This window comes from Latilactobacillus graminis DSM 20719, assembly GCF_001436415.1.
Taxonomy (GTDB): Bacteria; Bacillota; Bacilli; order Lactobacillales; family Lactobacillaceae; genus Latilactobacillus; species Latilactobacillus graminis.
On record NZ_AYZB01000002.1, the window covers coordinates 21926 to 45619 of the forward strand.

16 protein-coding genes are annotated in these 23694 nt (G+C 38.7%); 15 read left to right on the forward strand and 1 reads right to left on the reverse strand.

Annotation, left to right across the window (positions count from 1 at the left end; translation table 11 throughout):
• Positions 1–154: 154 nt before the first annotated feature.
• From FC90_RS00780 to gltX, 10 genes are all read left to right on the forward strand, one after another.
• Entirely contained in the window at positions 155–1357 is a 1203-nt protein-coding gene (locus tag FC90_RS00780) for an LCP family glycopolymer transferase (RefSeq protein ID WP_057907403.1), read from the forward strand.
• 222 nt (positions 1358–1579) lie between these two features.
• Positions 1580–2818, forward strand: coding sequence for a NupC/NupG family nucleoside CNT transporter (locus tag FC90_RS00785; RefSeq protein WP_192937875.1), 1239 nt, complete (start codon positions 1580–1582; stop codon positions 2816–2818).
• A 386-nt stretch (positions 2819–3204) separates the two neighbouring features.
• Positions 3205–4977 carry an aspartate--tRNA ligase gene (gene aspS, locus FC90_RS00790; RefSeq protein WP_057907405.1) on the forward strand — a complete coding sequence of 591 codons (1773 nt, stop codon included), beginning with the start codon at positions 3205–3207 and terminating at the stop codon, positions 4975–4977.
• Positions 4978–5022: 45 nt separating this feature from the next.
• A complete protein-coding gene (locus tag FC90_RS00795; protein ID WP_057907406.1) occupies positions 5023–5721 on the forward strand; it encodes an aspartate/glutamate racemase family protein in 699 nt (232 codons plus the stop codon).
• 143 nt (positions 5722–5864) lie between these two features.
• Positions 5865–7118 carry a carboxylate--amine ligase gene (locus tag FC90_RS00800; RefSeq protein WP_057907407.1) on the forward strand — a complete coding sequence of 418 codons (1254 nt, stop codon included), beginning with the start codon at positions 5865–5867 and terminating at the stop codon, positions 7116–7118.
• A 250-nt stretch (positions 7119–7368) separates the two neighbouring features.
• Entirely contained in the window at positions 7369–8967 is a 1599-nt protein-coding gene (locus tag FC90_RS00805; protein ID WP_057907408.1) for a bifunctional aspartate transaminase/aspartate 4-decarboxylase, read from the forward strand.
• Between the two features lie 32 nt (positions 8968–8999).
• Positions 9000–10634, forward strand: coding sequence for an aspartate-alanine antiporter (aspT, locus tag FC90_RS00810; RefSeq protein WP_057907409.1), 1635 nt, complete (start codon positions 9000–9002; stop codon positions 10632–10634).
• Between the two features lie 155 nt (positions 10635–10789).
• Entirely contained in the window at positions 10790–11521 is a 732-nt protein-coding gene (locus tag FC90_RS00815; RefSeq protein WP_057907410.1) for a GntR family transcriptional regulator, read from the forward strand.
• 177 nt (positions 11522–11698) lie between these two features.
• Positions 11699–14062, forward strand: coding sequence for a phosphoketolase family protein (locus tag FC90_RS00820; RefSeq protein WP_057907411.1), 2364 nt, complete (start codon positions 11699–11701; stop codon positions 14060–14062).
• A 131-nt stretch (positions 14063–14193) separates the two neighbouring features.
• Entirely contained in the window at positions 14194–15681 is a 1488-nt protein-coding gene (gene gltX, locus FC90_RS00825) for a glutamate--tRNA ligase (protein ID WP_057907412.1), read from the forward strand.
• Positions 15682–16290: 609 nt separating this feature from the next.
• On the opposite strand, the gene FC90_RS00830 is transcribed toward gltX, so the two are convergent.
• A complete protein-coding gene (locus tag FC90_RS00830) occupies positions 16291–17151 on the reverse strand; it encodes a MurR/RpiR family transcriptional regulator (protein ID WP_057907413.1) in 861 nt (286 codons plus the stop codon).
• A 150-nt stretch (positions 17152–17301) separates the two neighbouring features.
• On the opposite strand from FC90_RS00830, the gene gnd reads away from it, so the two are divergent.
• The 5 genes from gnd (at position 17302) to FC90_RS00855 (ending at position 23688) form a co-directional block, all read left to right on the forward strand.
• Positions 17302–18201, forward strand: coding sequence for a phosphogluconate dehydrogenase (NAD(+)-dependent, decarboxylating) (gene gnd, locus FC90_RS00835; RefSeq protein WP_057907414.1), 900 nt, complete (start codon positions 17302–17304; stop codon positions 18199–18201).
• Between the two features lie 52 nt (positions 18202–18253).
• Positions 18254–19795 carry a gluconokinase gene (gene gntK / locus FC90_RS00840; protein ID WP_057907415.1) on the forward strand — a complete coding sequence of 514 codons (1542 nt, stop codon included), beginning with the start codon at positions 18254–18256 and terminating at the stop codon, positions 19793–19795.
• A gap of 85 nt (positions 19796–19880) precedes the next feature.
• Entirely contained in the window at positions 19881–21233 is a 1353-nt protein-coding gene (locus tag FC90_RS00845) for a gluconate:H+ symporter (protein WP_057907416.1), read from the forward strand.
• Positions 21234–21491: 258 nt separating this feature from the next.
• Positions 21492–22889, forward strand: coding sequence for an Nramp family divalent metal transporter (locus tag FC90_RS00850; protein ID WP_057907417.1), 1398 nt, complete (start codon positions 21492–21494; stop codon positions 22887–22889).
• 97 nt (positions 22890–22986) lie between these two features.
• Positions 22987–23688, forward strand: a complete 702-nt coding sequence (locus tag FC90_RS00855; protein ID WP_057907418.1) for an MgtC/SapB family protein — start codon at positions 22987–22989, stop codon at positions 23686–23688.
• Positions 23689–23694 lie beyond the last annotated feature (6 nt).

Sequence of the window (23694 nt, forward strand, 5' to 3'; positions counted from 1 at the left end):
TAAAAGCATCTAGAAAAATGGTGTAAGCGACCTGATGAAATTATTAAAATTATGTAACTTTTCCCAAAAGACGTTGTTTAGCATGATAATTCCGCTATAATAGCAACATAATATTATTACTACCGGTGCTATACATATGAGAAGGGAAATACTTATGCAGAATTCTAAATTTTTCGGATCACGAGAGGCAAATTATAAAAAAAATAAAAGACATCGCATAATGAAAGTTTTGATTTTAATGCTAACGTTAATTCTTTTTGGTGGCGGGGCCTATGCCTTAAGGATTAGTAATCAAGTGAAATCGGCAGCCAATAAAATTTACACACCAACAAACAGTAAAAAGACTGCTAAAACAATTAAAAATAAAAAACCATTCGCCATTCTACTACTAGGGGTTGATACTGGTGCTGAAGGACGACTTGATAAGGGCAATTCTGATACGATGATTGTGGCGACAGTTAATCCGGAGAAAAAAGAGGTTAAATTAGTCAGTATTCCACGCGATACTTTAGCACAATTACAAGGAGCAGATCAGTTTAACATGCAGAAGATTAATGCGGCCTATAACGTTGGTGGTTCTGATATGGCAATGAACACGGTTGAAAAAATGTTCGATGTGCCAATTAATTATTACGTTACCGTTAATATGGGTGGCTTATCAAAAATTGTTGATGCTGTTGGTGGCGTTGATGTTGAAGTGCCATTTACTTTTGAATGGAACGGAAGTGAATTTACTAAAGGTCAGATGCATCTCAAGGGGAAGGCAGCGCTTGATTATTCACGGATGCGCTATGATGATCCAGAAGGTGATTATGGTCGTCAAAAACGACAAAAGCAAGTCATCACCTCGATGATAAATTCTGCGGTTTCCTTTAAATCACTGACAAATTTTGAATCAATCTTAGATTCTTTATCGGATAGTGTCGCAACTAACTTGAGTTTTGACGATATGGTGGCCGTTCAGGCCAACTATCGGAGTGCCGCGCAGTCAATCAAATCAGATGTTCTGACTGGACGGAGTGCGGATATTGAAGGTAGTTCATACCAGATTCCAACCAATGAAGAAATTCAACGGGTTTCAGATGTTTTACGAACATCATTAGGTCTGGAAAAGACAACAATTAATAATGCTGAAATTAAGCAAAATAATTTAAACACCTATTTTACGGGGGAAGACAATCAACAAGAATTTACGATTTATCCCAAAAATGTGTTGGATGGTGAAAAGAGTTCTACGAACACGATTCAAGGGACAACTGGTAATGGTACTGATACCACAGTTGGGGGTAATACGGCAAACACCACGAGCACTTGGCAAAACCAACAATCAACCAATCAGTGGAATGTGGGCTATTAAAATGCGTTTAAAATGCGTTGGATCTTACTTTGATTCAACGCATTTTTTGTAAAAAAATGGTTAACTTAGACAGATCCAAGGAAACAAACGGTCAATATGTTAGGCGATAAATTAGTTGTGTTAAACAAGTAATTATTAATGAAATTAGGGCGTTTACATTTATCAGACAGCACTGTATTATTTAAAGCGATACAAAAAGACGAATGAAGGATGTGGCGTGTCGTGTATTTGCTTGTAAATGTTTTGGGGTTACTGATCTTTATTGGAGTCGGCTTCCTTTTTTCAAAGAAAAAGAAAGAAATCGATTGGCGTGCTATCCTAATCATGTTGGTGATTAATTTAGTGCTTGCGTGGTTTTTAACGAGTTTTTCAATTGGTCGGGAAATCGTGTTAGGGGCTGCCAACGGATTTAATTGGTTGGTGCAAGTCGCTTATACCGGAATTGCATTTGCATTGCCAAGTTGGGTCAATGTGAAACAAATGGATTTCGTAGCCAGTGTGTTGTTACCAATCCTGATGATTATTCCATTGTTCGATATCCTAACGTATATTGGTATCTTGCCGTGGATCATTAAATGGTTAGGTCGGGGTCTAGCTAAAATTACGGGGCAACCCAAATTTGAATCATTTTTTGCTGTTGAAATGATGTTCTTAGGCAATACCGAAGCATTAGCGGTTTCCAGCTTACAACTAAAACAAATGAAAGCAGAACGAACATTAACCCTTGCGATGATGTCCATGAGTTGTGTCACAGCTTCAATCATCGGGGCTTATACACAAATGATGCCGGGCCAATTTATTTTAACGGCAATTCCGGTCAACATTATTAACGCCATTATTGTTACTAATATTCTAAACCCAGTGAAAGTCACACCCGAAGAAGATACGATTGCTAAAATGGGTGGTAGTGGTTCGGCGGCGGTTGAAGCAACTGAAATGGTTGAAGGCAAAGTGGAACGCGAACCCTTCTTCTCATTTTTAGGTGATTCAATCTTAAATGCCGGAAAATTAGTTTTAATCATTACGGCCAACGTCATCGCCTTTGTTGCATTGGCTGCTTTGATTGATAAGGTTTTGCAATTAGTCAATCCATGGATTACGCTTGAACATTTATTGGGGATTGTTATGTTTCCATTTGCATGGCTAATGGGACTCGATGTTAACCATGCTTTCGAATTTGCACAATTTATGGGCACCAAGTTGGTTACTAATGAATTCGTGGTGATGGGGAAAGTACAACATTCAATCGGGAGTTTTGCGCCACATTATCAAGCTGTTTTAACGGTTTTTGTAACTTCATTTGCTAATTTCTCAACGGTTGGAATGATTATCGGGGCGTTCAAAGGACTAGTCGACCGTGAAAAGAACGATATGATTGCCAAAAATGTTGGTTATATGCTGTTATCAGGGATCCTAGTTTCACTTATGTCTGCAGCAATCGTTGGGTTATTTGTTTGGTGATTAAAACGGAGTAATAATGAATAGATATACGTGGCTTAAACAGTTGTGACGCAGCGATTCAGCATCTAAATTAATTGAATTAAGTTAATTTAAAATAAATCCTTGACAGGAAAAATGGCTTGTGATATATTGTGGTCATTATAATAAAAGTAGCCATCGATAAAGTATTTAATTTTACGATCAATTACAGAGAGAGTAGCCTAGCTGAAAGCTACTTATTGATTACCAGTTGTGACAGCTTTTGAGGCTTGGATGAAGATCCCGCTAGCAGATAGCGTTAACAACAGCTGAAATTAAAGGTGGTACCGTGCGTAAAGCACCCTTGTCGGAAGACGAGGGTGCTTTTTTTATTTATAATAAATTGTATTTAGAGGGGAATGTTGGGTATGAGAACGAGAACAACGTATTGTGGATTAGTAGGAGAAGCATTAATCAATAAAGAAGTTGTTTTACATGGTTGGGTTCAAAATCAACGTAACTTTGGGAACTTAATCTTTGTTGATTTAAGAGACCGAGAAGGAATTGTTCAATTGGTGTTTAATCAGGACACTGATGCGGCAATTTTCCAATTAGCAAGCGAGTTAAAAAGCGAATATGTTGTTGAAATCCAAGGAACAGTAATGGCTCGTGATGCAGCAACCGTTAACCCAGACATGAAGACTGGGAAGGTTGAAGTCATCGTGAACGACTTAGTAGTCTTAAATAAGTCAGAAACGCTCCCCTTTGAAATTTCAGATAACAACACTGCATCTGAAGAGGTTAAATTAAAATATCGTTATTTAGATCTTAGAAGACCAGAAATGCAAAAAGCAATCAGAACTCGCTCGGCAATCACGCGGGCAGTGCATAACTATTATGATAATCATGGTTATTTGGATATTGAAACTCCTAATCTAACAAGTTCGACGCCGGAAGGGGCTCGTGATTACTTAGTACCTTCACGAGTTTACCCAGGTAGTTTTTACGCATTACCTCAATCACCACAGTTATTTAAACAATTATTAATGGCTGCTGGATTTGATAAATATTATCAAATTGCACGTTGTTTTAGAGACGAAGATTTACGGGGTGATCGTCAACCAGAATTTACGCAAATCGATATTGAAACGACATTCTTATCAGACGTTGAAATTCAAACTGAAACCGAAGGTCTATTCAAGCAAGTTATGAAGGACGTAAAAGGGATTGATGTACAAACACCATTCCCAAGGCTGAAATGGCAAGATGCAATGGATAAGTATGGTTCAGATAAGCCTGACTTACGGTTTGATATGCAAATCCAAGATATTTCAGATGTTGTTAAGGGTTCTGAATTCAAACCATTTGCTGAAGCGGCTGGCGAAGGCCAATTTGTCCGGGCAATTGTTGTGAATCATGCAGCTGCTAAATATTCACGTAAAGATTTAGATGCGCAACAAAAATATATCGAACGGTATGGCGCTAAATCGTTGTTATGGGCCAAATACAATGATGGTGAATTGACTGGTGCAGCCGCAAAAGGTTTAGCAGACGTTAAAGCAACATTAGTTGAACGTTTAAATTTAACCAATGATGACTTAATTTTAATTGTTGCTGGTAAATTCCAAGTTGTTTGTGATAGTTTAGGTTACTTACGGAAACAATTTGCTAAAGAAATGGACATGATTGACAAGCATCAATATGCTTATGCCTGGATTGTCGATTGGCCATTATTTGAATACGATGAAGGCTTTGGCAAATGGATTGCAGCACACCATCCATTCACACGTCCAAGAGATGAAGATATTCCATTGTTAGATACCGATCCTCATAAAGCACACGCAATTTCATATGATATCATCTTGAACGGTTATGAATTGGGTGGGGGATCACTCCGGATCTTTGATCCAGATGTTCAACGGAAAATGTTATCCGTACTAGGCGTATCACCAGAAAAAGCACAAGAACGTTTTGGACACTTATTAAACGCTATGAAGTTCGGGTTCCCACCATCAGGCGGTATTGCAATTGGGTTGGATCGTTTTGCGATGTTACTTGCTGGCCGTGATAATATCCGTGACGTAATTGCTTTTCCTAAGAATTCACGGGCGACAGAACCAATGACTAATGCTCCGAGTGAAGTTACAAAAGAACAATTAGATGAATTAGGCATCGAAGTTATTCCGCAAAACAAAGACTAAATAATGCATATCAAGAGCATTATGCAACAGTAAAGGAGAATTTGAATGGAAGACATGTTTACAATTTTAGGTGGTATGGGAACAGCGGCAACAGAAACCTTTGTTCATATGATTGATGAATTAACGCCGGCCAAAAAAGACCAAGACTATCTAAACTATATTGTGTTTAATCACGCAACAATTCCGGACAGAACAGCCTATATACTTGGCAATAGCACCGAAAATCCATTGCCAATTATGCTAAAAGACGTTCAGCAAATGAATTTATTATCACCAAAGTTTATGATAATGACGTGTAATACGGCGCATTATTTTTACGATGAATTACAAGCAGCCGCTGATTTTGATATTATCCACATGCCAAGAGAGACAGTCAAACATATGCAAAAAAATATTCCAGGGCTAAAAAAAATTGGGGTTTTAAGTACAACCGGTACTCGTCAAGCTGGGATTTATCAAAAAGCTATCGAGGGTTTTGGTCTTGAAAGTGTTGTTCCAAATCAAGAAATTCAAGATATGACAATGAGCTTAATTTATGATGACATCAAAGCAACTGGCAAGTTCAGTCATGAAAAGTACAAGAATATCGTGGATACGATGCTGAATGATTATGACTGTGATGCTGTCATCTTAGGCTGTACTGAATTGAGTGTCGCCCAGGAAGAATATCCCTTGTATACCGAAAAAGTAATTGATCCAATGAAGGTCATGAGTCAAAATATCGTCGATGGATTGTACAATTGAGATAAACACGCGACTGTGCTGAATATTAATTTGGTTAACAGCGCACGTTAAATTTTGGTAAACATTAATGGACCATCAGCTACGCCATCTAGCTAAAATGTTATACTAAATAACGTTAAAAACTGATATAGAAGGTGAATAGCATGCAAGCAAATGGCAAAAATTTTACGCCCATTTTATTAGGAAGTGATTTTAACGTCTATGGAATGGCGCGATCATTTTATGAGATGTATCATGAACCAGTAAAGGCTTACGCAAGTAAGGAATTAGCACCCACTCGTTTTACAAAAATTGTCGATTTAGAAATTTTACCAGGGTTTAGCGAAGATCCGGGTTTCATTACTGAAATGCGGCGTTTGAAAGAAGTTTACCGTGATAGTGATGGCCCTGTGATTTTGATTGGCTGTGGTGACGGGTATGCTAGTTTAATTTCAGAACATAAGGCTGAATTAGAAGATGTTTTCGTTTGTCCATACATTGATCACAAATTACTAGAAGATTTAACTTATAAAGAAACTTTCTATGAAATCTGTGAGAAATACGGATTACCTTATCCAAAAACGAAAATCATCACAAAGAAAATGGTTGAAGAAAATAAAGTTGAACAACCATTTGAATATCCAGTTGCTTTAAAACCAGCTGATTCTGTTGAATGGCTTGACGTTCAATTTGAAGGCCGTAAAAAAGCTTTTACCATTAAATCTGAAGCTGAGTTCCAAGATATCATGAAAAAAGTTTACGATAATGGATACCAATCGGATATGATTTTGCAAGACTTCATTCCAGGTGATGATAGTCGGATGCATGTGATTAACATCTACGTTGATCAATATCACAAAGTTAAGATGATGTGTTTAGGCCATCCATTATTGGAAGATCCAGCACCAGCAGCGATCGGGAATTATGTGGCGATCCTACCTGAATATAACGAACAAATTTATCAGCAAATCCAAAAATTCCTCGAGGATATTAAGTATACTGGTTATGCTAACTTGGATATGAAATATGATGAACGGGATCACACTTATAAATTGTTCGATATTAATTTACGGATGGGTAGAAGTAGTTTCTTTGTTACCTTGAATGGCTATAATTTAGCACAATGGGTTGTTAAAGATTATGTGACCAAAGATCTTAAAGACGAACCGGTTGTCTGGGCGAACAAGGATGATGAAAATCCAGCACTCTGGATGGGTGTTTCCGCTGATGTTTTTGAAAAATATGCGCGCAATAACGAAGAAAAAACAAAAGCTATGGCGCTCATTAAGCAAAAACGTTATGGGACAACCTTTGAATACAGCAAGGATATGAATTTTAGACGTTGGTTATTAATTAAATGGATGTTGCATAATTACCGTAAGAATTTCAATAAATTCTTCAAAGAAAATAAAGAATAAGCAAAAACGGCGAACGGTTATTACCAGTTCGCCGTTTTTTTGTTTTTAAAAGATACGAAAAAAATGTTACATTTGCAATAATTAGAGCACTGTTATTAAAAAAATCTCATATTAAAGCGGATTAAATGAGAAAAAATTATCTTTAGATAAGAAATTTGCACAATTTATTTATTTCGGTCGCTAGTCTATGTTAAAGTATATTTCGCATGCGATTGCTATTGTACTAAATAAATAAAAAGGTGGAAGAATAATGGAATCATTAGATATTGAACAATTAAAAGGTATGTCAAACTTCGAAGTTGCTGCCCTTTTCTTGGAAAATTCAGAAAAAAACACAATGCACAACACACCGATTAACGTTGGTCGGGGGAACCCAAACTGGATCAACACACGTGCACGTTTAGCATTTAACAAAATTGTTGAATTCGGTATTGACGAATCAGCAAAAACAATTGACGAAGCAGACGGTGATATGGCTGGCTACGTTGAAAAAGAAGGCATTGCACAACGTCTTCATGATTATTTAGATGCAAGCGACAAAACTGATAAATTTATCTTAGATTTCTTAGCATATACTGAAACCAAGATGCACTTAAATCAAGATGATTTAGTTCATGAATTTGTTGATGGCGCTATTGGTAACCATTATCCAGTTCCTTCAAGAAGTCTTGTTAATGTTGAAAAAATCTTGAACAAGTATCTTGAAGTATCGCTTTATAATGGTGAAAAATTAGCTGACCATACCAATGTTTTCCCTACTGAAGGTGGGACAGCAGCTATGGTTTACTTGTTCAACGAATTAAAAATCAGTCACATCTTAGAAGCAGGTGACACGATTGCAATCAATACACCAATCTTCACACCTTACTTACAAATTCCTGAATTAAGTGAATTCAAATTAAAACAATTTGATGTTAGTTCAGTTGAAGACGATAACTGGCAAATGCTAGATGCTAAATTTGAAGAATTGAAAGATCCTTCAGTAAAAGCATTCTTCGTTGTTAACCCAACTAACCCAACATCACGTGCCTTTAGTCAACATGCTTTAGATAAAATTAAAGAAGTTGTTGCGGCTAACCCAGAAATTATCATTATTACTGATGATGTTTATGGGACATTTGTTAATAATTTCCAAACAATTTATTCAGTTGCACCAAAGAATACTTTATTAGTTTACTCATATTCAAAACTTTATGGTGCAACAGGCCACCGTTTAGGCTTAATCGCAACTCACGAAGATAACGTCTTTGACGAAATCATCGCAAAACGGACTGCTGAAAACGCAGCTATCAAAGAAGAGTTTGAAAAACGTTACTCATTAGTAGTTGCTAACCCATTAGACATGAAATTCATTGACAGAACTGTTGCTGATAGTCGTGAAATTGGTTTGTATCATACTGCTGGTCTTTCAACACCACAACAAGTCTTGATGGCATTGTTTAGTTTAACGAACTTAATCCATGAAGGCGAAAAAGATCCATACATTGAAGCTTCTAAGAAAGTTGTTGACGATCGTTACAATACATTCTGGAAATCAATGGGAATGGAAGGCGACCATTCAGCTGAAAATGCAGAATATTATACAGTATTTAACATTTATGAACTTGCTGAAAAGAAATATGGCAAAGACTTCCGGGATTACTTTGAAAGCAACTTTAGCTACCTTGAATTTGAAGGCGAATTAGCCGGCAAATACGGTGTTGTCGTTATGGACGGTGCTGGTATGGGAACTGAAGAAGGATACTTACGGGTATCATTGGCTAACCAACCAGCTGAAAATTATGCTATCACAGGTAAACGTATCGCTGAATTATTAGCTGAATACTATGATAAATTTCAACAAAAATAAAAATTAATATAATATTAAGGTGGTTTTAAACGATGAATGCAATTGGTCATTTCCTTGTGGGAACTCCTGTGTTTGCTATTTTCATTTGTTTGGCATTAGGTTATTTATTAGGTAAGTTAAAAATCGGTTCATTTACACTTGGCGCAACAGTCGGTGTTTTAGTAGTTGCATTATTAATTGGACAATTAGGGGTCTTCACTCGTGATACGCTTTTGGGTGATATCTTCTTCGACTTCTTTATGTTTGCAATTGGTTATCGTGTTGGTCCGAACTTCATTTCAAGTATGAAGAAGTTTGGTGCCAAGATTGTTTATGCAACATTAATTTTCTTAGTATCAGCATTTATTGTTGCTTATGCATGTTTCAAAATGTTCCATGTCGGCCCCGGAATCGCAGCTGGGATTATTGCCGGTGGCTTAACACAATCGGCTGTAATTGGTAGTTCTTTAGAAACAATTTCTAAATTACAAATTTCAGATCACTTGAAGACTTTGTACTCTAACCAAATTCCAATCGTATATGCTTTGACATACGTATTTGGAACAATTGGGGTTTTAATCTTCTTACGTGATATCATGCCAAAATTAATGCATATTGATTTAAAGAAACAAGCTGTTAAAACAGCTAAGGAACTCGATATGATTCCTGTTCCGGTAGTTGTTGCTAATACGCATTTCTATACAATTAATGATGGCTCATCATTAATTGGACAAACTTTAAGTGCCATTAACGCTAAATTTGCTAAAGGTTTAGTTGCTGCTGGTTTGAATGATTCTGCTGATATGGCAGCAGTTATCAAGGCTGGTGATGTACTCGCAATTAGCGGTGGAATCAATGAAATTGGGCGTGCTGTACAAGAATTTAACTTGCTTGAAGTAACGGGTAAGACAAGGGCCTATGTTTCAAAACAAGTTGTTTTGAAGAAAAACTTTGCGACTGATGTTCTAAAAAACGCGCAAGACAAGGGTGTTTTAGTTGCAACATTGGCTGGTGACGTAATGGATCCAGCACAATTCAGTACTTTAAAACCTGCTGAAAGTGTTACATTAGTTGGTCAAAAAGATGCCGTTAGTGGGGTCCAAAGCCAATTAGGGCGTCTACGTGCGACTGAAAGTGTGATTAACTATTCATGGTTTGCCCTTGGGATTGCTTTAAGTGCTGCTCTTGGGATGGTCGGGACTAAAGTTAGTGGTGTGCCAATCGCCTTAGGTGGCGGGACTGCTAGTTTGATTGTCGGATTAGTCCAAAGTATTTATCGCGATAAACATGCTCATATGGATACTATTCCTGATGGTTTATTGGAATTCTTCCAAAGTATTGGTTTGAACTTATTTATCGCTACAGTTGGTCTATCAGCTGCAAAGACGTTTATTAGTGCAATCCAATCCATGGGTGTTTCAGTGCTATTAATCGGTGCGGTGGTTGCCATCTTGCCACATATTATTACTTTTGTAATTTGTTATTATTTGATGAAGATGGAACCAATCTCATTGATTGGTGCACAAACTGGTGCTGATACATTGTCAGCTGCTTTGAATGACATCTCAGAACGTGTCGGTTCTGACGCTGGTCCATTCTTTGCTGCTGCTGTTGCACCGGCGTATGCTATTGGTAATATTTTCTTAACTTTAATGGGACCAATCTTTATCGTGTTACTTAGCAAATAAGTAATATGATCGGACACCGTGGAAATGTATATTTCCACGGTGTTTTTTTGATGATAAACAATCAATCTTTTATTATTATCCCGATGGTTGGTAGACGACTTTGCGGAATCATGTATAATAAGCTTGAGATAAAATGTTTTATAAAGGAGTTTAGCATGGCCGATTTAGTTTATCAGAACATTATCGCTGACCTAAAAAAAGCGATTAATGCGGAATCCTTTCCCAGTATGAAGCTGCCCGATGAACGAACATTAACCGAGCATTATCAAGTTAGTCGTAGCTCGGTCAAACGGGCCTTGAATGTGATGGCTAATCAGGGCATTATTTTTAAAAAGCGTGGTTCAGGGACCTTCATTAATCCGCTTTATTTGAAAGGTGGTTCATTTTTTAATTACAATGGCTCTAACTTAGGGGTCACTGATAGTTTTAAAGCGGAGAATCGAACACCAGGAATTAAATTATTAGATTTCCAAGTGATTAAACCAAGTGCAGAATTACAGCGTGATTTGTTTTTGCAGCCAGATGATTTCGTTTATGAAATTAAGCGCCTACGTTTATTTGATGAAGATCCTTTCATGATTGAAACTGGTTTCATTCCAATTAAAGTCATGCCTGAACTAACAGAAAAAATTGTGTCGAGTTCTATTTTTAATTACTTAGAAATGACCAAAAATCAAGAGGTAACACGTGCATTTCTTTCGATTTTTGCCGAGCCTTCAACCCGTGATGATCAGATGCAACTGAAGTTGAAATCAACTGAACCAGTCGGTATTATGGAAGGGATTTTCTTTCTAGACGATGGGACCCCTTTTGAATTTTCAACGATGCGATTACATTATCAATATATGAAATACAACACATTTGTTACAGTTAGCGGTCGCGAATAGACCGCTATTTTTAATTTTTAAAAATTGGTACGACCCAATTATTAAAATGGTTGACTTTTTAAAAAAGTTTAGTATGATAGAGGGGTAGTCAGAAACAATAAAGTTGCAAAAAAAGTAATGAACTCATAGAGTGAAGTTATCAAGAGCTTTTTAGAATTTAAAAGGGGTGCTATTAAGATGACAGATTATTCAAGCAAAGAATACCTTGCTAAAGTTGATGCATTTTGGCGGGCAGCAAATTATATCTCGGTTGGACAATTATATTTAAAAGATAACCCATTATTACAACGTCCTTTGGAAGCAAAAGATGTTAAAGCGAAACCAATTGGTCACTGGGGTACGATTGCAGGCCAAAACTTCCTATACGCACATTTGAATCGCGCAATTAATAAATATAGTTTAAACATGTTCTACATTGAGGGCCCAGGTCATGGTGGCCAAGTAATGGTTTCAAATTCTTATTTGGATGGTAGTTATACCGAAATCTATCCAGAAATTTCGCAAGATCTTGAAGGAATGCAGAAATTATTTAAGCAATTCTCATTCCCAGGCGGGGTTGCTTCGCATGCGGCACCTGAAACACCAGGCTCCATTCACGAAGGCGGCGAACTTGGTTACTCACTTTCTCATGGGGTCGGGGCGATCTTAGATAACCCAGACGTAATTGCAGCTGTTGTCGTTGGTGATGGCGAAGCCGAAACTGGTCCGTTAGCGGCATCGTGGCTATCAAGTACATTTATCAATCCGAAAAATGATGGAGCGGTTTTACCAATCTTGAATTTAAATGGTTTCAAGATTTCGAACCCCACGATTCTCTCGCGAAAGAGTGACGAAGAATTAACGCAATACTTCGAAGGTAATGGTTGGGAACCAATTTTTGTTGAAGGTGATGACCCTGAAAAGATGCACCCAGCAACTGCAGCTGCAATGGATGAAGCAATCGAAAAAATCCAAGCAATTCAAAAGAATGCACGCGAAAACGGTGATTCATCTCGACCAGTATGGCCAATGATTGTTTTCCGCGCACCTAAGGGTTGGACGGGTCCTAAGACCTGGGATGGCGTACCAATCGAGAATTCATTTCGGGCACACCAAATTCCAATTCCAATCGACAGTGCGGATATGCAACATGCCGATGCTTTAGTTGAATGGATGAAATCATATCGCCCAGAAGAATTATTTACAGAGGCAGGTCAATTAAAACCTGAAATCGCAGAAATTGCACCTAAGGGCAAGATGCGAATGGCTGCTAACCCAATCACTAATGGTGGGATTAATCCAAAACCATTACGCTTACCAGATTATCGTGATTATGCTGTAGATAATTCAGAACACGGTAAAATTGTCGCCCAAGATATGATTGTTTTAGGTGAATATGTGCGTGATATTATTAAAGATAATGATCAAAATAAAAACTTCAGAATCTTCGGTCCTGATGAAACAATGTCAAACCGGTTAAACCACATTTTTGAAGCGACAAACCGTCAATGGATGGAACCAATCAAAGAACCAAGCGATCAATACTTGGCAACAGAAGGCCGGGTCCTTGATTCACAATTATCAGAACATCAAGCTGAAGGCTGGTTAGAAGGGTATGTGTTAACTGGTCGTCATGGTTTCTTTGCAAGTTATGAATCATTCTTGCGCGTTGTGGATTCAATGTTAACTCAACACTTCAAGTGGTTGCGTAAAGCGGATGAACAAACATGGCGCAATAAGTATCCTTCGTTGAATGTTATTGCAACTTCAACCGTTTTCCAACAAGATCATAATGGGTATACGCATCAAGATCCCGGGATTTTAACTCACTTAGCTGAGAAGAAACCCGAATTTATCCGGGAATATTTACCAGCTGATGCTAATACACTGTTGGCTACGATGGATACCGTTTTCCAAAGTCAAGAGAAGATTAACTTAATTGTTTCTTCAAAACACCCACGGCAACAATGGTTCTCAATTGATGAAGCAACAGTTTTAGTTAAGAATGGGTTGAAGATTATTGACTGGGCAAGTACTGATCAAGATGCTGAACCAGATGTTGTGATTGCTGCCGCTGGGACAGAACCAACGCTTGAGAGTTTAGCGGCTATCTCAATCTTACACAAACAATATCCTGATATGAAGATTCGTTTCATTAACGTTGTTGATTTATTGAAACTTCGTTCGCCTAAAGTGGATCCTCGTGGTTTAACAGATGAAGAATTCGACATGTACTTTACCAAAGACAAACCAGTAGTCTTTGCATTTCATGGTTTCGAAGGCCTAATCCGTGATATCTTCTTTGATCGTCACAATCATAACCTTCATGTTCATGGCTACCGGGAAAATGGTGATATCACAACCCCATTTGACATGCGGGTCTTAAACCAAATGGATCGTTTCAGTTTATCCAAAGAAGTTGCAGTTGACGTGCTTGGCGATCAAGCTGGCCAATTCGCACAATCAATGGATGATATGGTTGCAAAACACAACCAATACATTCGCGATGAAGGAATCGATTTACCAGAAGTTGAAGAATGGCAATGGGAACCGCTCCGTTAAAATGGTGGTTAGAACAGATTGGCGTAAGCCAATCTGTTTTTTTATGGATTAGTGGTCTCTGAGCCTTTATTTTTAGGCATAATAACGGTAAACTAGTAGACAAGTATAATTTTAGAAAGAGGCGTTTTTTTATGGCAAAAAATAAAATCCGAGTGCGGTATGCGCCAAGCCCAACAGGTCATTTGCACATCGGAAATGCGCGAACTGCATTATTTAACTATTTATTTGCACGTCACAATAAAGGGACTTTCGTGATTCGGATTGAAGATACTGACACGAAAAGAAACATTGCTGACGGTGAAAATAGTCAGTTAGATAACTTGAAGTGGCTAGGCATGGATTGGGATGAAGGCCCAGACAAGCCGGGTGATTTTGGCCCTTATCGTCAATCAGAACGTCGCGAAATTTACACGCCTTTAATTGAAGAATTAGTGGCTAAGGGATTAGCTTACGAATCATACAAAACAGAAGATGAATTAACTGCAGAACGGGAAGCGCAAAAAGCAGCCGGCGAGGCACCACGTTACATTTATGAATATGAAGGTATGAGTGATGACGAAATTAAAGCTAGTCAAGCGGCTGCTAAGGCAAAAGGCTTGCAACCAGTTGTTCGGTTAAGGTTACCTAAGAATCACGTTTATAAGTTTGATGACATCGTAAAGGGTGAAATCAGTTTTGAATCAGATCGTTTAGGTGGCGATTTTGTCATCATGAAACGGGATGGCATGCCAACTTATAACTTTGCCGTGGTAGTGGATGATCACTTGATGGAAATCACACACGTCTTGCGTGGGGATGATCATATCGCTAATACGCCAAAACAATTGGCTGTTTATGAAGCTTTTGGCTGGGAACCACCAGTCTTTGGGCACATGACATTGATCATCAATACTGAAACAGGTAAGAAGTTAAGTAAACGGGATGAATCAGTACTGCAATTTATCGAACAATACCGCGAATTGGGTTACTTACCAGAAGCGATGTTTAACTTCATCGCCTTATTAGGTTGGTCACCAGTTGGTGAAAGTGAATTGTTTAACCGGCAAGAATTTATCAAGCAATTTGATCCTAAACGTTTGAGCAAATCACCAGCTAGTTTCGATCAAAAGAAACTTGAATGGGTGAATAACCAATATGTTAAAAAAACGGATGCCAATAAGATTATGGATCTTTCGTTAGCTAGCTTGATTAAAGCGGGTAAAATCGCTGAAAATCCTGATAGCAAAACGATCGAATGGGCCCGTCATTTGATTGCGTTATACCAAGATCAAATGAGCTACACAGCTCAAATCGTTGAAATGGCAGATGTTTTCTTCGAAGAACCGGAACAATTAGACGCTCAAGCGCTTGAAGAATTAAATAACGAAACAGCCCCCGTTGTTTTGAAAGAATTCAGCGAACGCTTGAAAGATTTGACATTATTCACAGCACCACGGATTATGCAAATTATTAAAGGTATTCAAAAGGATACCAAGATTAAAGGTCGTCAATTGTACATGCCAATTCGAATTGCGACAACACGCGAAATGCATGGACCATCATTACCAGATTCAATTGAATTATTAGGTAAAGACCGAGTTTTAGCACATCTTGAAAAAACGTTAGCTGAAATTAAATAGTTGATTAAAAGGCACCGTAAATTTAATATGTGACCATCCCCTGATTGTTAAAGTAAAAGCTTTAACAATCAGGGGATTTTTTATGCCCAAGAATTCGAAAAAAACTAAAATTAAGGCGCGCTTGAATATAATTTAGGTGGATTGAGCAAACGATAAGTGAGAAGGTAATCGCATTAAGAATCGATTAAATAGACGTTTGTTACTGAATTCGACTCTCTAAAATCAATAAAAAGTATCTGTTGAACCTATCATGGATTTATATAACAATGAAATATTAACTTGCAGTATTATAAGCGATAGTCCAAATCTTGAATTTTTTTTAAAGCTATTAGAAACATTGTTGGAAATACTGCCTAAAACAACCTGCAAACAATTGCTACACACTGATCAAAGTTCATGGCAATTTAAACTTAAGAAAGCTTGCATAACAACAAATATGTCTTGTCGAGCGACTTGTCTAGAGCATGCTTGTATTGAAAGCTATTTCAATCAATTAAAGGCTAAGGCAAACAATTTACAACAATCCAAATGAAAATAGGCGGCACGTTACCGATAAAATATCGACAACGTGCCGCCTAGAAAAGACAACTAAATATTTACTTTAACACCTCATTGCTGATGGCCTTTTTGGCGGGTACGATCAATTTCAGTACGAATTGCTTGAAAACTTTGTTCAGTTTGAGCCCCATTAGTAACAGCGACCATCATGAAGAGGCTGTCGACGATACTGATTTGGGCAATCAACGCATGGAGTGCTTCAGCTCGGTAATTGGTTTCTTCTGAAATTGATAGAAGTGTGACATCACCTAAATTGGCGAGGGTTGAATTGCCAAAACTAGTAATTACAATTAGTGGGACACGTCGCTCTTTTAGAATACGAGCGATCTCTAAGGCATCTTTATTTTGACCACTATGTGAAATAATAAGTGCACAGTCTTGTACTGTCAACTGAGTCGCTTGCATTAATTGGAGATGGTAATCCTGATTATAGACAGTTGGAATGGTCGTTCGTAAAAACTTGTGATAACCGTCTTGGGCAACAATGCCGGAAGCACCTAAGCCAAAGAAGTTTAGCCGTTTAGCGTGATTGATATAGTTGACTGCTTGTTGTAATTGGGCATCGGTCAATAAAGAGCGGGTTGCTTTTAGTGCATTGGTATTGGAGGTAAAAATTTTATCGGCCATTGTAAGATAATTATCGGTACTGCTGATTTCATGAAAGAGTGGATTGTCGGTTGGCCGCTGCTTAGCCAGCAAAGCCATTTTTAATGCTTGAAAATTGGCAAAAGTGAGAGCTTTAGCAAAACGTGAAATTGTGGCGGTCGAGACTGCACAATCTAGTGCTAACTCTTGAATAGTTAAGCTTTGATCAAAATGATCGGTTTTTAGAATATAATCTGCAATTTGTTTGTACTTTTCACTTAAATTTGTATAGTATGCACGGAGCAAAGAATCGATATTTTGTGGCATTGAAAAGCCCTCCTAATAACAATAGTATACCATAGAACCATTATAAGAAAAATATTTTCTTGTAAAGGGTTGATAAAAGAAAATAATTTACATATAATGAAGTTATTGATTACCGGTTATGTGAGCTGGTGGATAAGGGGATTAGTAAAAATGAAATTAGCAATGATTGGTTTAGGGAAAATGGGGATAAATTTAGTCGCTAATTTACGGCGCAATGGGCATGAAGTGGTGGCGTTTGATCTGAACGAGATAGCAGTCCAAGAAGCAACACGTTTAGGGGCCTTGCCAGCTAGTAATATTGATGATGTGTTGTCTCAGTTGCCACATCCTAGTATTGTTTGGAGTATGTTGCCAGCTGGTAAACCGACTCAAGCAACAATTGAAACATTGGCAACTAAACTGGCAGCTGACGATATCGTCATTGATGGCGGTAACTCATTCTACGAAGATTCTAAACAACACAGCAGCTTATTGGCTACTAAGGGAATCCATTTTTTTGATGTTGGAACCTCTGGTGGTATGCGTGGCGCGAATGCTAATGGGAATTTCATGATTGGTGGTGATAGTAGAGAAGTCTTCAAGCAAATTGAACCGATTTTTAAGGATATCGCGCAAGAAGATGGTTACCTGTATACGGGTAAAGCTGGTAGTGGGCACTATCTTAAAATGGTTCATAATGGGATTGAGTATGGGATGATGCAATCAATTGCTGAAGGATTTGATGTATTATCGCATGGTGAATTCGAATATGATAACGAAGCAGTGGCTAAAGTTTGGCGTAATGGTTCTGTGATTCGGAGTTGGTTGATGGAACTGGCTGAGGCAGCCTTTGCGAAAGATCCAAAATTAGAAAGTTTGAAGGGGGTTATGCATTCGTCAGGAGAAGGCAAGTGGACGCTGGAGGAGGCTTTGAAGCTACAAGTTCCAACGCCGGTCATTGGTTTGTCATTGATGATGCGCTATCGTTCACTTGAAGATGACACTTTTACCGGTAAAGTTGTCGCAGCCTTGCGCAATGAATTTGGCGGCCATATGGTCGATAAGCAATAAGATTTTAACCTGTTAGGTAGTCAATAAATATCACATAAACGAGGTAATTATGATGAAACATATGATTGGTGTGGATATTGGAACAACCAGTACAAAGGCAGTTGTATATGATTTGAAAGGAAACGTAAAGGCTTATGCCAACGTTAGTTATCCTTTATATCAAACTGTTCCGGAGATGGCAGAAGAAGATCCTGATGAAATTTTCAACGCGGTCCTCGAAGTTTTGCGGCAAGTTATGCGTAAAGGAGACCTTCAAACTGGTGAGTTACAAGGCGTCAGCTTCTCAGCGGCAATGCATAGTCTAATCTTAATGGATGCTAATGATCAACCGCTAACACGGGCAATTACTTGGGCGGACAATAGAGCCGCTAAAGCGACTCAAGAATTGAAGACCAGTGGTTTAGGACAAGAAATTTATCAGCATACTGGGACCCCAATTCATCCGATGGCGCCCCTTTCGAAGTTAATTTGGTTAAAAGAAACACAGCCTGAATTATTTAAGCAAACACGGCAATTTATTGATATTAAAACATATATTTTCCAAAGATTATTTCATGTTTATCAAATGGATTATTCAATGGCTTCAGCAACTGGCCTATTCAATATCTTTAACTTAGATTGGGATCAACAAGCACTTGAAGTAGCGGGGGTTATGCGAAATCAACTGCCAACGTTAGTGGCAACCACTGACTATGTGACAGGAATCGATCCGATTTATGGGGAATTAACTGGGATTGCTGCAGAGGTTCCGTTTGTGTTTGGCGCTAGTGACGGTGTCCTTTCAAATTTGGGAGTTAACGCGATTGATCCCGGTGTCGTTGCGGTAACCATTGGTACAAGTGGTGCGGTTCGGGTAGTTGTTGATCATCCGGTGGTTGATCCCAACGGTAAGCTATTCTGTTATGCCTTAACCAAGGATAAATGGGTAGTTGGCGGACCAGTCAATAACGGGGGGATTGTTTTCCGGTGGGTACGCGATCAACTTTTTGCGCCTGAAAAAATCACCGCAGAGCAAATGCATGTTTCAACGTATGAGATTTTGACACAGATTGCTGCCGAAATTCCAGCTGGTGCAGATGGGCTCTTATTTCATCCTTACTTAGGTGGTGAGCGTGCACCAATTTGGGATGCCGATGCGCGGGGCTCTTATTTTGGTTTAACTCGGCAACATACGCGTGCGCATATGGCACGCGCAGCTCTTGAAGGGATTGTGTATAACTTATATATGGTGATGCTGATGATTGAAGGTGTCGCGGGAAAGCCTAAGAGCATTCAGGCAACTGGTGGGTTCTCCCGTTCTGAATTATGGCGCCAAATGCTGGCTGATATTTTTGAACAAGACGTGACGATTCCTGAAAGCTTTGAAAGTTCTTGCTTAGGTGCTGCGGTTTTAGGCATGTATGGATTAGGCTTAGTGGATGATCTATCAGTGGTCAAAGAGATGGTGGGCGTCACTAATGTCCATCATCCAAAAGAAGCTAACTTTGCAGTTTATCGCGAGTTATTACCGATTTGGATTCGGTTAACTCGGGCGTTAAATGCTGAATATGGGGCAATTGCTGATTTTCAGCGTAAACACATTCAACTTAAATAAAGTGAGTTTGAGATCTGGGTAGGTCGGTCGGCCCAGTGTTTTAGCATTAAATGAAAGCGCAAACAAAACGAAAGAGGGTAAAATTATGGCATTAGTAGTTCTTTTATTGGGGATTATCTTATTACTTGTTTTGATTATTCGGTTTAAAATCAATACATTTATCGCTTTAGTAGTAACGGCAATGGTAGTTGGTATGGGTTTGAAAATGCCGCTGACCGACATTGCCAACAGTGTTCAAAATGGGATTGGTAGTCAACTTGGCGAATTATCAATTGTTTTTGGTTTTGGAGCCATGTTAGGCCGATTGGTTGCCGATGCGGGGGGCGCCTTTAGAATTGCGCACACTTTAATTAAGCTATTCGGTAAAAAACGCCTGCAAATTGCGATTGTATTGGCTTCATTTATCATCGGTATTGCGTTGTTCTTTGAAGTTGGGATGGTTTTGTTAATTCCAATTGTTTTTGCAATTGCAGTAGAAGCCAGTGTCCCAATTTTGTATCTTGGCATTCCAATGGCTGCTGCGTTATCAGTAACGCACGGGTTTTTACCACCACATCCTGCACCAACGGCAATTACTGCAGCCTTGGGAGCTAATGCGGGGCATGTTTTATTATATGGCATTTTAATTGCAGTCCCAGCAGTCATTATCGCCGGTCCATTATTCACTAAGATTGCGCGCCGCCTAGTCCCAGATGCATTTGCACGGCAAGGTAATCTAACCGCACTTGGCCCTCAGAAAACCTTTAAACTAGATGAAACTCCTGGTTTTGGGATTAGTGTATTGACCTCATTATTCCCAGTTATATTGATGGCAGTGACGACAATTTACCAAATGGCCTTGAATGATGGTCGGTTACCGAAAAATCCAACAATTTTAGATTCGATTGTGGGTTTTATTGGAACCCCGGCGATAGCGATGACGATTTCATTAATTGTTGCGATGTATACGATGGGGTGGGCACGTCGGATTAAAACCCCAGATATTATGAAAACAATTGAAGAAGCGGTTAAATCAATTGCTATGTTGCTCTTAGTCATCGGTGGTGGCGGGGCATTTAAACAAATTTTGATTGACGGTGGCGTTGGCGATAGCGTTACGCAATTGTTTGCACATGCCAACTTGTCACCATTATTATTAGGTTGGTTAATTGCAGTTGTCTTACGAATTGCTTTGGGATCAGCCACGGTTGCCTCATTAACAGCAGCCGGCCTTGTATTACCACTAATGCAGTCAGCAGGAGTCAACCCAGCGTTAATGGTGCTTTCAATTGGGGCCGGTAGCTTAGCAGCATCACACGTGAATGATGCTGGATTCTGGATGTTCAAGGAATATTTTGATCTAAGTGTCAAAGAAACACTTGCAACATGGACCGTCTTAGAAACTTTGATTGCTATTGTTGGCTTAGTCGGCGTGTTGCTATTAAGTTTAGTCGTCTAAGTTACATTAAGAAACGTTGGCTGTTCATAGCAGCCAACGTTTTTTGTTATTTAAGTCGTACTAGGGTTTTACAAGTAGGTTTAAGAAAGTTAGATTAACAATTTTTTAATCATGTACGAGGACAACGCTAAATAGATATGATAGAATAGTAAAGGATTAATTTGAACACTGGAGACGATCAAAGTTAGGTCATCCTAAAATCAAAGTCATTGAATCCTAATAGTTGAACGACTCAATCGAAGAGAAAGAGGTACTTATATGGATAAGAAGCAGCGAGAAGATTCACAAAAGGGTGAACTTAAACAACCGAAGCATGAGAAATTTATACACTATGCTGATGGTACGAGTCTTGAAGAAATTAACAATACGGTAGCAATTCCCAAGAACGCTGGTTTTTGGCGGACATTGATGGCCTTTATGGGACCTGGTGCATTGGTGGCCGTTGGCTATATGGATCCGGGTAACTGGATTACGTCAATTGCCGGTGGGGCACAGTATGCATACACTTTAATCAGTGTTATTTTGGTATCAAATTTAATTGCCATGTTGTTACAAGCAATGGCGGCACGTTTAGGAATTGTCACCGGGATGGATTTAGCGCAGATGACACGGTCTAAAACGGGTAAGAAAATGGGGATTTTTCTCTGGATTGTTACCGAATTAGCAATTATGGCGACCGATATTGCCGAAATTATTGGTTCGGCAATTGCTTTGGAATTAATCTTCAATATCCCGCTACTTTGGGGTGTCTTGATTACCGCATTTGATGTCTTACTTTTATTGCTCTTGATGAAGCTTGGCTTCCGGAAAATTGAAGCGATTGTGGCGACTTTGGTCGCGGTCATTTTATTCGTCTTTTTGTATGAAGTGATTTTGGCCCAACCAAATATGGGAGACGTTATGCGGGGCTTTGTTCCAAGTACGCGCATTGTGACGAATCAAAAAATGCTGTTCTTAGCATTAGGAATCGTTGGCGCAACCGTTATGCCACATAATCTTTATTTGCATTCCTCAATCGCACAAGCACGTCAATACGATCGTAACGATTACGCAGAAAAGAAAAAAGCAATCAAGTTTACCGTGATTGATTCAAATATCCAATTAACAGTCGCATTCATTGTTAACTGTTTACTTTTAGTTTTGGGGGCGGCAATGTTCTTTGGCACGAATAGTGACCTGGGACGCTTTGTTGACTTATTCAATGCCTTACAAAATAAAGCTATTGTTGGTAGCATTGCAAGCCCGATGTTGAGTTTGCTCTTTGCGGTAGCTTTATTGGCCTCTGGACAAAATTCAACCATCACTGGAACGCTTTCGGGACAAATTGTTATGGAAGGTTTTGTCCGCATGAAGATTCCATTATGGGCTCGCCGGGTGATTACCCGTGGTTTATCAATTTTACCGGTTATTATTTTTACGGTTTATTACCATGGAAATGAAGCGCAAGTTGAAAACCTCTTGATTTACTCACAAGTCTTCTTAAGTGTAGCATTACCCGTTTCGATGATTCCTTTGACACTTTTTACAAGTGATGAAAAAATCATGGGGCCATTTGTCAATCGGCCGTGGGTAAAATATACGGCTTGGTTTGTGACCATTGTTTTAACTGTTTTAAATATTTATTTAATTCTACAAACGATTGGCCTGGTCGGCTAATTAAAATTACGCGTTAATCCGTCAATCGATGCGGATTAACGCGCTTTTTTGTGAGGTATGCTAGACTAGAGGTATGGTATTATTTGGAGGGATTTGATTGTTTGAAGTGACGAGTTTTCATATTATTATTCGGTTATTGCTAGCTACTTTGATTTCGGGAATCATTGGTTCTGATCGCGAATATAAGAACCGACCCGCAGGTATGCGGACGCATATTCTCGTTTGTATTGGTGCTTGTGTGATTGCGATGATTCAACAAGAGATTGCTGCTCAGAATGTTCAGTTTGCTTTAGCGCACACTGCAATCAGTACCACGATTCGTTCCGATCAAGCTCGATTAATTGCCCAGGTAGTTAGTGGGATTGGTTTTTTAGGCGCTGGGACGATCATTGTTACCCGGCACAAAATTCAAGGTTTAACCACGGCTGCATCATTGTGGTCGACTGCCGGATTGGGATTAGCAATCGGAATGGGTTACTATCAAATTGCAATTATCAGTGCTGTTTTTGTAATTTTCGTAATTGTTTTCTTGAAAAAGATTATTCACATTAATACTTTGAAAAAAATTGAAATTAAGTATAAGCATAAATTGGAAACTAAAGAATTCATTCAGAATTATTTTGAGCAACATCAGATTCAGATTCGAGATGTTAATTTTTCAGTAACGCAAAATGAACGTGATACGATTTATACCAATATCTACCGAATTGAAATTCCCCGAGAAATGCAATATGCAGAAATCGTGGAAGATATTTCAATGAACAAGAATATTATGACAATCAGAATGGTGAGTGTCTAAAAAGAG